The 13716-nt window shown below is 38.7% G+C and carries 15 protein-coding genes; 14 read left to right on the top strand and 1 reads right to left on the bottom strand.

What is annotated here, in order from left to right:
- Positions 1-291 precede the first annotated feature (291 nt).
- The 11 genes from JOC77_RS20555 (at position 292) to rsmI (ending at position 7965) form a co-directional block, all read left to right on the top strand.
- Positions 292-498, top strand: coding sequence for a sigma factor G inhibitor Gin (locus JOC77_RS20555; RefSeq protein ID WP_239558969.1), 207 nt, complete (start codon positions 292-294; stop codon positions 496-498).
- A 152-nt stretch (positions 499-650) separates the two neighbouring features.
- Positions 651-2084: an aminotransferase class I/II-fold pyridoxal phosphate-dependent enzyme gene (locus JOC77_RS20550; protein WP_204548315.1), complete on the top strand. Its 1434-nt coding sequence runs from the start codon at positions 651-653 to the stop codon at positions 2082-2084.
- A gap of 42 nt (positions 2085-2126) precedes the next feature.
- On the top strand, positions 2127-2768 hold the full coding sequence (tmk, locus tag JOC77_RS20545) for a dTMP kinase (RefSeq protein WP_204548307.1): 642 nt from the start codon (positions 2127-2129) through the stop codon (positions 2766-2768).
- A gap of 50 nt (positions 2769-2818) precedes the next feature.
- Positions 2819-3148: a cyclic-di-AMP receptor gene (locus JOC77_RS20540; protein WP_204548304.1), complete on the top strand. Its 330-nt coding sequence runs from the start codon at positions 2819-2821 to the stop codon at positions 3146-3148.
- Between the two features lie 61 nt (positions 3149-3209).
- A complete protein-coding gene (locus JOC77_RS20535; RefSeq protein WP_204548301.1) occupies positions 3210-3650 on the top strand; it encodes a YaaR family protein in 441 nt (146 codons plus the stop codon).
- A gap of 7 nt (positions 3651-3657) precedes the next feature.
- The gene (gene holB, locus JOC77_RS20530; RefSeq protein WP_239558966.1) at positions 3658-4671 is read left to right on the top strand and encodes a DNA polymerase III subunit delta'; all 1014 of its coding nucleotides are present in this window, start codon (positions 3658-3660) and stop codon (positions 4669-4671) included.
- Positions 4664-5494, top strand: a complete 831-nt coding sequence (locus tag JOC77_RS20525) for a PSP1 domain-containing protein (protein WP_101645569.1) — start codon at positions 4664-4666, stop codon at positions 5492-5494. The genes holB and JOC77_RS20525 overlap by 8 nt, the downstream gene beginning before the upstream one ends.
- Positions 5495-5506: 12 nt before the next feature.
- Complete coding sequence (gene yabA, locus JOC77_RS20520) at positions 5507-5881, top strand: DNA replication initiation control protein YabA (protein ID WP_204548295.1); 375 nt, start codon at positions 5507-5509, stop codon at positions 5879-5881.
- Positions 5882-6091: 210 nt separating this feature from the next.
- Entirely contained in the window at positions 6092-6835 is a 744-nt protein-coding gene (locus JOC77_RS20515; RefSeq protein WP_204548292.1) for a tRNA1(Val) (adenine(37)-N6)-methyltransferase, read from the top strand.
- Positions 6822-7112, top strand: coding sequence for a GIY-YIG nuclease family protein (locus JOC77_RS20510; RefSeq protein WP_204548289.1), 291 nt, complete (start codon positions 6822-6824; stop codon positions 7110-7112). Before JOC77_RS20515 ends, JOC77_RS20510 begins: the two co-directional genes overlap by 14 nt.
- Complete coding sequence (rsmI, locus tag JOC77_RS20505; RefSeq protein ID WP_204548312.1) at positions 7090-7965, top strand: 16S rRNA (cytidine(1402)-2'-O)-methyltransferase; 876 nt, start codon at positions 7090-7092, stop codon at positions 7963-7965. Before JOC77_RS20510 ends, rsmI begins: the two co-directional genes overlap by 23 nt.
- A 35-nt stretch (positions 7966-8000) precedes the next feature.
- Here rsmI and JOC77_RS20500 read toward each other — a convergent pair whose 3' ends face one another.
- Positions 8001-8285: an AbrB/MazE/SpoVT family DNA-binding domain-containing protein gene (locus JOC77_RS20500; protein ID WP_204548286.1), complete on the bottom strand. Its 285-nt coding sequence runs from the start codon at positions 8283-8285 to the stop codon at positions 8001-8003.
- 792 nt (positions 8286-9077) lie between these two features.
- Here JOC77_RS20500 and metG point away from each other — a divergent pair.
- The 3 genes from metG to JOC77_RS20485 all read left to right on the top strand — a co-directional run bounded on the left by metG (position 9078) and on the right by JOC77_RS20485 (position 13572).
- Complete coding sequence (gene metG, locus JOC77_RS20495) at positions 9078-11042, top strand: methionine--tRNA ligase (protein WP_204548283.1); 1965 nt, start codon at positions 9078-9080, stop codon at positions 11040-11042.
- 328 nt (positions 11043-11370) lie between these two features.
- Entirely contained in the window at positions 11371-12138 is a 768-nt protein-coding gene (locus JOC77_RS20490) for a TatD family hydrolase (protein WP_204548281.1), read from the top strand.
- Positions 12139-12378: 240 nt separating this feature from the next.
- The gene (locus tag JOC77_RS20485) at positions 12379-13572 is read left to right on the top strand and encodes a G5 and 3D domain-containing protein (protein ID WP_204548278.1); all 1194 of its coding nucleotides are present in this window, start codon (positions 12379-12381) and stop codon (positions 13570-13572) included.
- Positions 13573-13716: the final 144 nt, after the last annotated feature.

The raw sequence follows: 13716 nt of genomic DNA, 5'->3' as shown, positions 1-13716 counted from the left end.
TTTAGCGCCGATGGTAGTTGGGGGATCTCCCCCTGTGAGAGTAGGACGCTGCCAGGCAACTCGAAGATCAGCTGTTATAGCTGGTCTTTTTTTGTGTTTGTATTTTGTTGTTAAGACCGAAGGTTAAAATATAAAAATTAAAATTAATAAAGTAAATCTAGCCTGAGACATACACAGATACGGAAATGGAATCATACAATAAACAAAATGGGCCAATATCCCGGAGGAAACTATTCGAAAAATTGTATACAAAATGACATTTTCGGAGAATATAGGGATATGGAGGTGGAGATGGTGGAATCGGCAGCGGCAAGAAAAAATGTTGGAGAGATTTGTGTGGTTTGTGAGCAGCCAGGGTTTAAAGGCATACACCTGTATACATCTTTTATTTGTACGGAGTGTGAGAGAGATATTACAGCAACCGATACAAAGGATCCCAAATATACTTTTATTATTAAGCAGTTAAAAAAAGCTACTAAGCCTGAAATTTATTCGTAATAAGGTCTGCAATCTCTGTCGGTTCAAATTGGCAGAGATTTTTTATTGGAGATTTTGTCAAAAGCTTAGAGTACGGAAAGCAAGTTTGATTTATAGTAGGGGCAAACTTTGTTAAAATAGGTGTACATATAAAAAAGGATGATATTAATTTGATTAATCAACATAAACTTCCTTTGCTGGATGCTTTGCTTGAGCATCATAGGAGGAAGCCTATTTCGTTTCATGTTCCTGGACATAAATATGGGGCGGTTTTTCCGGGAGAGGGAAAAGATTTTTTTCAATCTATTTTACGTATAGATGCCACTGAGCTGTCAGGGCTGGATGATTTACATGTTCCTGAAGGGCCCATACGTGAGGCACAGGATCTGCTTAGCCGTTTGTATGGGTCCCAGGAAAGCTATTTTCTCGTGAATGGCACTACTTCTGGAAATTTAGCTATGATCTTAGCTGCCTGTAGGGATGGAGATCGAGTTCTGGTACAAAGAAATTGCCATAAATCGATTCTTCATGGGCTTAGACTTGCTAATGCCAGGCCGGTTTTTATTGCACCGGAATTCAATGAAACGTTGAATGTTGCAGGAGGAATTACTTCAGAAGGCATAGAAGAAGCACTTAAGCTATATCCGAATCCAAAAGCAGTAATCCTGACTTATCCGAATTATTATGGGGAAGGAACAGATATCCACAAGATTATTCAGATTTGCCGCCGTCATGGAATAGCTGTATTAGTGGACCAGGCACATGGTGCTCATTTTGTTTTGGGCAGGCCATTTCCATTATGCGCGGTTGCTGCTGGAGCAGATATTGTTGTTCAATCAGCGCATAAAACGCTTCCAGCCATGACCATGGGTTCATATTTACATTTTAATAGTGACATAATTGATAAGAGCAGGCTTCGCTTTTACTTACAGATGTTCCAATCCAGCAGTCCCTCTTATCCCATTATGGCATCACTGGATTTGGCTAGATATTTTGCTGCCTTCTATACTTCTGAAGAGCTTATAAAACTGCTAGATTGCATTGATCGCTTTAAAAGGGACATCAACCGAATTTCTGGCTTAAGGGTTCTGGAGTCTGAATATGCAGATCCTTTAAAAATTACGATCCGTTCAACACAGGGGGTTCCAGGATATTACATTCAAGAGGCACTGGAGAAACAGAATATTTTTGCTGAACTCGCTGATCCCTATAATGTGTTATTAATCGCACCCTTAAGCGGTGACTTTTTGAACGAACAGTATGAAAAAGTTTTAAAAGGAATTAGAAAAGGAATAGAAGGTATAAGGAGTGTACACAGAATTTCCTCTGTACATACTTCTTGGAATTCTGATACGGCTGAGCTTGAACTTTCCTATAATCAGATGGAATTGCTTAAAACTAAAGAGATTCTGATTAATGATAGTGCCGGCATGATTGCAGCAGAGTCCATTATCCCCTATCCTCCAGGTATTCCCCTTTTTCTGCAAGGAGAACGTATTACGGAAGAGCGTATCTCAATATTAAGATCTTATCAAACTTTAGGTGCACGATTTCATGGCGGAGAAAGCCTCCCAGAAAATAAAATCATTGTATTTAAGGAAATGTAAACATAGGATAATCGGCTTAAGAATATGGAGGGTTTTATTTTAATGAATCATGGAATGTTTATAACTTTTGAGGGGCCTGAAGGTGCAGGCAAAACAACCGTATTAGGTATGCTAAGAGAATATCTTGAAGAACAGGGGTTTAAGGTATTACTTACAAGAGAACCAGGTGGAATTCCTATTGCAGAACAAATACGGGAAGTAATTTTAAGTACTTTAAACACTAAGATGGATCCGAGAACCGAGGCCCTGCTGTATGCGGCAGCGAGAAGGCAGCACCTTGTTGAAAAAGTAATTCCAGCTTTAGAAAAAGGGTGTATTGTTCTGTGTGACCGTTTTATTGACAGCTCGCTTGCTTATCAGGGATATGCAAGAGGACTCGGAATTAATGAAGTCAGTACGATTAATGAATTTGCTATTGAGGGACTATGGCCCGATGCTACATTCTATTATGATATTGATCCTGAAGTAGGGTTAAAAAGAATAAGCAGCAATAGCGGCAGAGAAGTAAATCGATTGGATAGTGAGAATTTAGAATTTCATCATAAGGTAAAAGAAGGTTATATGGAACTTATTAACCGTTACCGGGGAAGGTTTCATATCATAAATGCAGAAAAGGAATTACCGCTTGTTTTTGAGCAGACAAAAACAAAGCTGATAGATATTCTTAATCGCAAAATGATATGAAAAAAATAGCATGGAATACGCTATAATTAACTAAAAAGGAGATCAATAGTATGAAATTAATTATTGCAGTGATTCAGGATAAAGATAGTAATCGGTTGCTTAATGCATTGGTCGACCATAATTTTAGAGCGACGAAGCTTGCAACTACTGGAGGATTCCTTAAATCTGGAAATACCACGTTTATGATTGGAACCGATGATATCCGTGTAGATAAAGCCCTTGAAATTATAAAAGAAAACTGCCAGTCCCGGGAACAGCTGGTAGCTCCAGTCTCTCCAATGGGAGGCAATGCAGATTCATATGTCCCATATCCTGTAGAAGTTGAAGTGGGCGGAGCTACGGTGTTTGTTCTCCCTGTTGAGCATTTCCGCCAATTTTAAAAAGATATATTCGAACCTATATCGATTACCATGATCATGGGGTCGGTTTGGAGGGGTCATCATGAAAATTAACCAGGAGCTTCATGTTAAGCTGGACAAAGTAAAGCCAGAACAAAGGCAGAATCTGAATGAAACAAAAAAATTCAGCGATATTATCCAGAAGCAGGACCAGAAAATGCAGTTTGCTGCCTTAAATAAACTTTTGTCTGAGATTGAAGGAGCTGGAGACCGGCTGAGCCGTTCCAGAAATTTTAAAGATCTTGCAAAATTTAAGACGCTTGTTAAGAGGTTTGTAAGAGAAGCAGTTGATTTTGGCATGGAGCTGAATCAATCTCAGAGCTGGAATGCCTATGGGCAAAGCCGTTCTCTGAAAACTGTTGAAACGGTTGACCAGAAGCTTGTGGAGCTGACAGAAGAAGTAATGAATAAAGAAAAAAGTTCGATTGATATTCTAGGTAAAATAGGAGAAATTAAAGGACTTCTTATTAATATCTACACATAAGCGAGTGATGATTGTGATTGGTAAGTGGAATGAACTAGAGCAAATTCAGCCTGATGTTTACAGAATGCTTAAAAACAGCCGGATAAAGAACCGTGTTGCCCATGCCTATCTCTTCGAGGGCGGAAAGGGAACAGGTAAAAGAGAAGCGGCTCTGCTATTTGCTAAAAGTTTATTTTGCGAACAGATTACAGAAGGCATTGTGCCTTGTGATCATTGTGTTAACTGCAAAAGAATTCAAAGCGGAAACCATCCAGACGTACATGTGCTTGAGCCGGACGGACTGTCTATTAAAAAAGAACAAATTCAGACGCTTCAAGAGGAATTTTCTAAAAAAGCTGTAGAATCCAGCAAGAAGCTATATGCCATCTTCCATGCTGATAAAATGACAAATCAAGCAGCAAACAGCCTGCTTAAATTTTTGGAAGAGCCTAACCGGGAAACCACAGCTATTCTGGTTACTGAACAGGTACAAAGAATACTGCCTACAATCCTATCAAGATGCCAGGTTATCTCATTTAAGCCGTTATCCCCAATATATTTTAAAGAAACCTTACTACAGAATGGTGTATCACCGTCAAATGCCACTGTTATTTCTCACCTTACCCAGAATTTGGAAGAAGCCTTACAGATGAATTCTCAGGAATGGTTTGCACAAGCCCAAAAAATAATGGTAAAATTATATGAAACGCTTCGTAGTAATCCACTAAAAGCGCTTTTGTATCTTCAGGAAGAATGGTTCGCCCATTTCAAGGAGAAAGAACAGATTGATAGAGGATTAGACTTATTGTTCCTGATATATAAAGATTTGCTGCATGTTCAATTGGACAAGCGTAATCAGCTGGTTTTTAACCACTTAGAGAAGGTGCTGGAGCATGATGCACTGCTGATTTCTTCTCAACGTCTGGCTGAAAAAATGTCTGTTATTCTAGATGCCAAAAAAAGATTGTTGTCCAATACAAATACCCAGTTATTGATGGAACAGCTGGTGTTAAATTTGCAGGAGGGATCCTCATTTGTTTGATGTAGTAGGTGTCCGCTTTAAGAAAGCGGGTAAAATATATTATTTTGACCCTGGTGATTTGGATATTCCTAAGGACGAATTCGTTATTGTAGAAACAGTCCGCGGGGTTGAATTTGGCAAGGTCGTTACGGCGCGCAAGCAGGTAGGAGAAAAAGATGTGGTTCTTCCGCTGAAAAAGGTGCTTCGAATTGCTGAGCAGAAAGACAGAATGATTGTCGACGAAAATAAAGCAGCTGCACAGGAGGCATATAGAACCTGCTGTGATAAAGTTGAAGAGCATCAATTAGATATGAAGCTGGTTGATGTCGAATATACGTTTGACCGCAATAAGGTTATTTTTTACTTTACTGCTGATGGAAGAGTCGATTTTCGTGAGCTTGTGAAGGATCTGGCTTCCATCTTCAGAACAAGAATTGAACTTAGGCAGATTGGTGTCCGGGATGAGGCAAAGATGCTTGGCGGAATTGGACCTTGCGGCAGAATGCTTTGCTGTTCAACTTTCTTGGGAGATTTTGAGCCGGTATCTATTAAGATGGCTAAGGATCAAAACCTGAGTTTAAACCCGACAAAGATTTCCGGTCTCTGCGGGCGATTAATGTGCTGCTTGAAATATGAGAACGACGAGTATGAATCAGCGAAAGAGCAGCTTCCAGATTTAGGGGAAATGATTCAAACTCCAAATGGTACGGGCAAGGTAGTGGGGCTCAATATTCTAGAACGTGTACTTCAAATTGAATTAGTCGAACAAGAAAGAGTATTAGAATATACTTTAGATGAAATTCTAAAAGAAGGAGCCGTTTCTATACAAGCCACAGATTATTAAGGTGGTGAGAGCGTGGATAAAAAAGAAATTTTCGATTCTGTGAGCAATATGGAAGCACAAATAGGCCATCTATATAAACAGCTTGGTGAATTAAAACTCCATTTAGCGGAGATTTTAGAAGAAAACCATTCGCTGAAGCTAGAAAATGACCATTTGCGCCGCCACTTAGACCACAGCACAAAATCGAAGGAATTAACCGAAAAAAATCAAGCAAAGAAAAAATCTTCCGCGCGATCAAAAGAAAATAAGGTACATGATGTTGGTGAAGGATACGATAATCTAGCCCGGCTTTATCAGGAAGGCTTTCATATCTGCAATCTGCATTTCGGAAGTCTGCGCAAGGAAGGAGATTGCCTTTTTTGCCTGTCCTTCTTAAATAAGAAATAGTATCAGGGTCTGGCTCCCGCAATTTAATGGGTCAGACCCTATTTTTTAGTTGAAAAATAACTTTGTGATTGATATGTCGCAGCTTTTTTCTTAATTAATTTACGAAAGAGCATTGAATATTCAATCCCAAAAGATACAAATCATTAAAGTGTTTTACAGAGATCATAATAATAGTTACTTAAATAGAACTGCAAGCAGGAGGATTATGTCATGGTTTTACTAAAAGGGGATGAACGGCTCGACTATTTACTCGCAGAGGATTTAAGAATCATCCAGAGCCCTTCTGTTTTTTCCTTTTCCCTGGATGCTGTCCTCTTAGCTAAATTTGTCCGTGTTCCGATACATAAAGGGAGCCTGGTTGATTTGTGTTCGGGTAATGGTGTAATTCCACTGCTACTTAGTACTAGGACAAAGGGCCAGATTACAGGAATAGAAATCCAGGAACGGCTGTATGATATGGCGGTCAGAAGTTTTGAATATAACACATTAACAGACCAGCTTGGAATGATTCATGGAGATATCAGAGAAATACCAAAAGAAATTGGGTTTTCGCGTTATGACGTTGTAACCTGTAATCCTCCATACTTCCCCACCCCTTCGGAAGAGGAAATAAATAAAAATGAACATTTGGCCATAGCCAGGCATGAAATTTTATGTACCCTGGAAGACGCTGTACGTGTTAGCAGCCAGCTTTTGAAACAGGGCGGAAAGGCAGCATTTGTGCATAGACCCGGAAGACTATTAGATATTCTCAGTCTCATGAGGAAGTATAGACTGGAACCAAAGCGCCTTCAGTTCGTATATCCTAAGGAAGGCAAGGAAGCGAACACCATTCTCGTAGAAGGAATAAAGGACGGAAACCCGGATTTGAAAATTTTGCCTCCGCTTTTTGTGTATAAAAAGAATAATGAATATACAGATGAGGTAAGCAGGATATTATATGGAGATAAATAATAGCCATTATTTTTATGTAGTAGAATGTAAAGATGGAAGCTACTATGCGGGTTATACGAATAAATTAAAGAAAAGAATCACAGCCCACAATGAAGGTAAGGGTGCTAAATATACCCGTGGCAGAGGACCGGTAGAGTTGATTTACAGCCAAATGTTCAGCGAAAAAAGTGAAGCCTTAAAAATGGAATATAGATTTAAGCAGCTTACCAGAAGGGATAAAGAAAGGTTTATCCGGGAGGGAGGAAATGGATACGATGTGGCAGCAAAAAAGCTTTGAGAAAGAAGGGGCGGAGGGTGCCCTTTATCTGGTGCCTACACCAATAGGCAACCTGGAAGATATGAGTTTTAGAGCGATCCGCATTATGAAAGAAGCGGATCTCATAGCGGCAGAAGATACACGAAACACAAAAAAGTTATGTAATTATTTTGAGATCGACACACCGGTTATAAGCTATCATGAACATAATAAAGTGACGAGCGGAAAACAATTATTAGATAAAATAAAATCAGGCCAGGTCATCGCCTTAGTAAGTGATGCAGGAATGCCAACCATATCGGATCCCGGATATGAGCTGGTACAGGAGGCATTAGCAGAACATGTAACTGTCATACCTCTTCCAGGAGCAAACGCTGCCTTGACAGCGCTAATTGCATCCGGAATTGCTACTCAGCCATTTTACTTTTATGGGTTTTTAAGCCGGTCATCTAAAGGAAAGAAGATAGAACTAGAGACGTTAAAGAAAATAACGTCAACCTTTATTCTCTATGAATCACCGCATCGATTAAAGGACACACTTCAAAGCCTATTAGAGATACTAGGGAACCGTAAAATTGTTTTATGCCGGGAACTAACAAAAAAGTATGAAGAGTTTATCCGGGGATCTATAGATGAAGCTGTCAGATGGGCAAACACAACTGAAATTCGGGGAGAATTCTGCCTTATTATTGAAGGCAGTGAAATTCAAGAAGAAGAAACGGTAAAATGGTGGGAGCCTCTATCTATTAATGAACATGTAGAGTTTTATATAAATAACAAAAATATGACATCTAAAGAAGCTATCAAAGAGACCTCCAAGGATAGAGAGCTCGCTAAACGGGATGTTTATAATGCTTATCATATTGAACCATAAATAAAAAGGCTCCCTTTTGGGAAGCCTTTTGTTTATTATTTTACAGCTACAAAGCTATCTTGAATTTCTTTAAGCAGAAGTTCTGCGCCTTCGCGGCTTAGGACAAGTTTTCCGTTAGCTAGAGATAAGTTATGATCAGAAACTTCTCCGGTAACATGGCAAGTCATATTTGGTTTGTATTTTTTAAGAATGATTCTTTCATCATCCACGTAAATTTCAAGTGCATCTTTTTCTGCAATTCCAAGTGTGCGGCGCAGCTCGATAGGAATAACTACCCGCCCTAATTCATCAACTTTACGGACAATACCTGTAGATTTCATTATTTAAAAACTCCTTCTCCCTAGAATAATACTCGATTTTCTCTATTTTTATACTATATGTATTCGTCAACATTCGACAAATTTCTACTGCATTTTTATGGTACCAGACATTCCCAAATACGTCAATTTATTTCCTGTTTACTTTTATAGGGAATTAATGGGTAATTTAAATTCCCTTTGTTATCAAGGGTTATTTACCATTATATATAAGTTTTCACTTAAGGCAAATAATTTGTTTAACCTTAGATTAGATATTGTATAATGAATGTACAGGAATAAACTCTTGCTTAATACGACAATATTCGACAATATTTCCTATGTAATGATGAGTATTGTCGAATCTATTACATTTGAAAAAGAATAAAATAATAATTTAAAAGGATGAAAGTAGTATTCCTGAAAATTATTATTCCTATAATAATATTTTACTCTATTTTGAAGTTGTTTCCAATATGTTTCCAGTAAAAAGATTACAAAAATAAAATTGGCTTTTCTGGAAGAATGATCCACTAGAAGTTGCATGATTGCTGGCTTTATGTATATTTTGTGAAAGAAAGTGGCCAAACTGAATGGGGCAGCTAACCTAATAGCAAGGCTATTAACATCTTATTAAATACTTAATTTCTAATAGTATTATTCCTAATAAGAAAAAAAGCGAGCAGGTCTGCCCAGAAGAGGGAAGGACTCCTTTTTTCTATTGGCTGTATTGCTGGCATTCTGAACGATTTACTGTTAAAACCTTATAAAAACATGTCATAATAGAGATAAACAAACTAATCGGAGGGAAAAAAATTGAGAGATAAGTTAAATACTTTTTATCTGACAACACCTATATATTATCCAAGCGGGAATTTACATATAGGGCATGCCTATACTACGGTTGCTGGCGACGCCATGGCCCGATATAAAAGAATGAGAGGCTTTGACGTTATGTATCTGACAGGAACAGATGAACACGGCCAAAAAATACAGCGTAAAGCCGAAGAGAAGGGAGTCACGCCACAGGTATATGTGGACGAAATTGTCTCAGGCATTAAAGATCTCTGGCAGAAGCTTGATATCTCATATGATGATTTTATTAGAACAACTGAAGACCGTCATAAGAAGGTAGTTGAAAAGATTTTCAAGCAGCTGCTAGACCAGGGTGATATCTATTTAGACCATTATGAGGGCTTGTATTGTACTCCATGTGAATCTTTCTTTACAGAGCGGCAGGTTGAAGGCGGCAATTGCCCTGACTGTGGCAGGCCGGTTGAAAAAGTAAAAGAGGAATCTTACTTCTTTAAAATGAGCAAGTATGTAGACAGGCTGCTTGCTTATTATGACGAAAATCCAGAGTTCATTCAGCCTGAATCTCGAAAAAACGAAATGATCAACAATTTTATTAAACCGGGATTAGAAGATTTAGCTGTTTCTCGAACTACTTTTGACTGGGGAGTAAAAGTTCCTGGAGATCCAAAGCATGTTATATATGTGTGGATAGATGCCCTGTCAAACTACATTACGGCATTAGGATATGGAACGGAGGATGACTCCAAATATTTAAATTATTGGCCGGCAGACGTACACCTTGTAGGAAAAGAGATTGTCCGGTTCCATACCATTTACTGGCCAATAATGCTAATGGCTCTTGACCTGCCGCTTCCAAAGAAGGTGTTTGCACATGGATGGCTTCTGATGAAAGATGGCAAAATGTCTAAATCAAAGGGCAACGTGGTGGATCCAGTCACACTTATTGATCGCTACGGCCTAGATGCTCTTAGATACTATCTGTTAAGAGAAGTTCCATTTGGCTCTGACGGAGTATTTACACCAGAAGGATTTGTAGAAAGAATTAATTTTGATTTAGCAAATGATCTCGGTAATTTGCTAAATCGTACGGTTGCAATGATTGAGAAATATTTCAATGGTGTTATTCCTGTATATAGCGGATCCAACGGTGAATTTGATAAGCAGCTGCTTGAGATGAATAAAACAACAGTTGAAAAGTATGAAGATGCTATGGAGAAAATGGAGTTTTCCGTAGCATTGTCCACCGTCTGGCAGCTTATAAGCCGAACAAATAAGTATATTGATGAAACAGCACCGTGGGCTCTGGCAAAGGATGAAAGCAAGCGGCCTGAGCTGGGAAGTGTTATGGCTCATCTTGCGGAATCATTAAGACGTTCAGCGGTATTACTGCAGCCATTTCTGACAAAAACACCAGAGAAGATCTTTAATCAGCTCAATGTAACGGATCAAGAGCTGCAGTCATGGAATAGTCTTGAGAGCTTTGGGTTGATTCCTGAAGGAACACATGTAGTAAAAGGCGAGCCGATTTTCCCGAGATTAGATTTAAATGAAGAAGTTGAGTATATAAGAAATCAAATGCAGGGCGGCGGTCAGCCTAAAGCGGCACCGGTGGATGAGCCTGCTGAAGCAGCTCCGGAAACTGATGAGATTACAATAGACGACTTTATGAAGGTAGAACTGCGGGTAGCAAGAGTGATTCATGCTGAACCTGTAAAAAAAGCGAATAAGCTTCTCAAGCTTCAGCTTGATTTGGGGTATGAAAAACGCCAGGTAGTTTCAGGAATTGCAAAATTCTATAATCCCGAAGAATTAGTCGGCCAAAAAGTAATTTGTGTAACAAACTTAAAGCCTGTTACATTACGTGGAGAATTGTCAGAAGGTATGATATTAGCAGGAGAAAAAGATGGAATATTGTCACTTGCCACTGTAGGCGAGAATCTCGAAATTGGAGCCAAAGTTAAGTAATAAAGTATATTTATATAGCACAGGGTTGTTTCACGTGAAACAATCTTGTGTTTTTTTATTATGAATCAGGGCTTGAAAAATAGTGAATTAAATTAGGTTAATATCTACTAATTTATTTTATTTTAATTAGAACATAAAATATAAATTGTTTTCGTAATATATATATACATCTATAAGAAAAAGCAAATTATTTTGCAAAAAACAGTAAAGTATGTAGAATAAAGGAAAAATCTCCATGGGTCTATTGTAATGAAAATGTTACATAATTGTGAAACATGAAAAAGTGATTTTCTAATAAACTAGATGCTAGGGAAGGAAGAATAGCCAAATGTTATTTGATACGCATGCCCACTTGAATGCTGAGCAATTTAACGAGGATCTGACAGAAGTAATCCAGAGGGCTAAAGCGGAAGGAGTTTCTCAAATAGTAGTAGTAGGCTTTGACCGACCTACCATAAATCGTGCAATGGAACTTGCTGAAACCTATGACTTTATTTATGCAGCTGTAGGCTGGCACCCTGTAGATGCCATAGATATGACAGAAGAGGACCTTAAATGGATTGAAGAGCTTGCGGCACATCCAAGGGTCGTTGCACTTGGAGAAATGGGATTGGATTATCATTGGGACAAATCTCCAAAAGAAATACAGAAGGAAGTATTTAAAAAGCAGATCCGGTTAGCGAAAAAGGTGCAACTGCCTATTATTATTCATAATCGGGATGCTACAGCTGATATAGTAGAGATTCTGAAAGAGGAAAATGCAGAGGAAGTCGGGGGAATTATGCACTGTTTCAGCGGAAGCGCCGAGACTGCAAAAGAATGCGTAAATATGAATTTTTACATATCCCTTGGCGGACCAGTTACCTTTAAAAATGCAAAAAAACCTAAAGAAGTAGCCCAGGAAATCCCTCTGGATAAGCTTCTGATTGAAACGGATTGTCCATACCTAGCCCCGCATCCCAATCGTGGAAAGCGGAATGAACCTGCTTATGTAAAACTAGTAGCTGAGCAAATTGCTGAAATAAAGGGCATCAGTTTAGAAGAAGTAGCAGAAGCAACAACACTTAATGCTAGAAAAATTTTCGGCATAAATTGACATCAAATACTGTCGAGTAATACGGAGACTTGTCCCAAAAAAACTTTTTTCTAAAAAGTTCTACAAGTCTCCATCCTATCATAGGATGACTATGTCGATATGTCAGACTATCTTTTTTTCAAGAGAGTATGCATAATAATAACTACTCTTAACTAAAAGCAATCTAGTTTGACAGTCGATTGTAGTAATCTATATAATCACCGAAGAGGAAGGGAGGAGTTTTTCATCGAGATAAGGAATATGAAAAACCTGTTTTCCAAATCTTTTATCAGCAAGAAATTGGCCATATCCGTCACGAGCCTTGTAGTTTTCGCAGCTTCTATGGGAATTTATCTTTATCACACTACAAAGAAAACTGTAGCAATCACATTAGATGGTCAACAAAAGGTAGTCAAAACGCATGCGGCTACCATCAATGATATATTAAAAGATTTGGAGATTACTGTTCATGCAGAGGACTATGTGCATCCTGAACCTCATACAAAGGTAAAGGAAAACTTGCAAGTAGTACTCGAATCGGCAAAACAGGTTGAAATTATCCAGGATCAAGAAAAGAAAAAAGTATGGACAACAGCAAAAACAGTAGGCAGGCTCCTGGAACAGGAGAAATTGAAAGTAACCGCGCATGACCAAGTGAGCCCATCACAGAACACTTCTATAAAAAATGGAATGACCCTTGAGATTAACAAAGCCTTCCCGGTAGGCATCAACTTAGCAGGGAAGAAAAGTAAGGTTTGGTCAACTTCGACTACGGTCGCTGACTTTTTAGAGCAACAAAAGATTAAGCTCAATGATTTAGACCGGGTTGAACCAGGATTGCATGAGCAAATTAAACCAGGGAATATGGTAAAAGTTGTACGAGTGGAAAAGGTCACCGATGTAGTGGAAGAACCAGTAAATTATGCTGTTATTACAAAAAAAGACGCTAACCTTAAACAAGGAACCAAAAAGATTATAACAGAAGGACAAAAGGGCTTAATATCAAGGCAATTTTCTGTGGTCCGTGAAAACGGAAAGGAAGTTGAACGGAAGTTAATCAACCAAAAGACTATAAAGCAAAAGAAAAATAAAGTAATAGCTGTAGGTACGAAAATACTAGTGGCGCAAGCATCACGGGGCCAAGAAAGTGGCGGAGCATCCTCAGGCAAAGAATTTTATGTAAATTCAACAGCATATACGGCACATTGCAATGGATGTTCTGGTTTCACATCTACAGGTATTAATTTAAGAAGCAACCCTAATAGTAAAGTAATTGCTGTTGATCCCCGTATCATTCCTTTAGGGTCAAAAGTATATGTTGAAGGATATGGATACGCAATCGCAGCAGATAAAGGCGGAGCGATTAAAGGGCACAAAATAGATGTTTTCTTCCCCTCCACTGCAGATGCCTACAAATGGGGAGTAAGAAAAATCAAAATAAGAGTGCTAAATTAACAGAATCCCGCAGAGGAACTCCAATCCTCTGCTTTTTTACGTTATAATACCAAAAGCGGAGAACGGTCCGAAGCGCAGCGGAGGAGACTTCCGAAAGGCATAAGAAAAGCGGCAGCAAAAGGCCGTTCTTGCCTTTTGAAGGCG

The organism is Peribacillus deserti, from assembly GCF_016909175.1.
Lineage (GTDB): Bacteria > Bacillota > Bacilli > Bacillales > DSM-1321 > Paraperibacillus > Paraperibacillus deserti.
Note: the sequence above shows the minus strand (reverse complement) of the source record. Positions and strands in the feature narration are given on the sequence as shown.

Coding starts and splice junctions, on each gene's coding strand:
- JOC77_RS20500 (WP_204548286.1), bottom strand. CDS start 8,285: ATGAAATCTACAGGTATTGTCCGTAAAGTTGATGAATTAGGGCGGGTA.
- JOC77_RS20490 (WP_204548281.1), top strand. CDS start 11,371: ATGTTATTTGATACGCATGCCCACTTGAATGCTGAGCAATTTAACGAG.
- holB (WP_239558966.1), top strand. CDS start 3,658: ATGATTGTGATTGGTAAGTGGAATGAACTAGAGCAAATTCAGCCTGAT.
- rsmI (WP_204548312.1), top strand. CDS start 7,090: ATGTGGCAGCAAAAAAGCTTTGAGAAAGAAGGGGCGGAGGGTGCCCTT.
- JOC77_RS20485 (WP_204548278.1), top strand. CDS start 12,379: ATGAAAAACCTGTTTTCCAAATCTTTTATCAGCAAGAAATTGGCCATA.
- JOC77_RS20555 (WP_239558969.1), top strand. CDS start 292: ATGGTGGAATCGGCAGCGGCAAGAAAAAATGTTGGAGAGATTTGTGTG.
- JOC77_RS20515 (WP_204548292.1), top strand. CDS start 6,092: ATGGTTTTACTAAAAGGGGATGAACGGCTCGACTATTTACTCGCAGAG.
- JOC77_RS20535 (WP_204548301.1), top strand. CDS start 3,210: ATGAAAATTAACCAGGAGCTTCATGTTAAGCTGGACAAAGTAAAGCCA.
- tmk (WP_204548307.1), top strand. CDS start 2,127: ATGAATCATGGAATGTTTATAACTTTTGAGGGGCCTGAAGGTGCAGGC.
- JOC77_RS20540 (WP_204548304.1), top strand. CDS start 2,819: ATGAAATTAATTATTGCAGTGATTCAGGATAAAGATAGTAATCGGTTG.
- JOC77_RS20510 (WP_204548289.1), top strand. CDS start 6,822: ATGGAGATAAATAATAGCCATTATTTTTATGTAGTAGAATGTAAAGAT.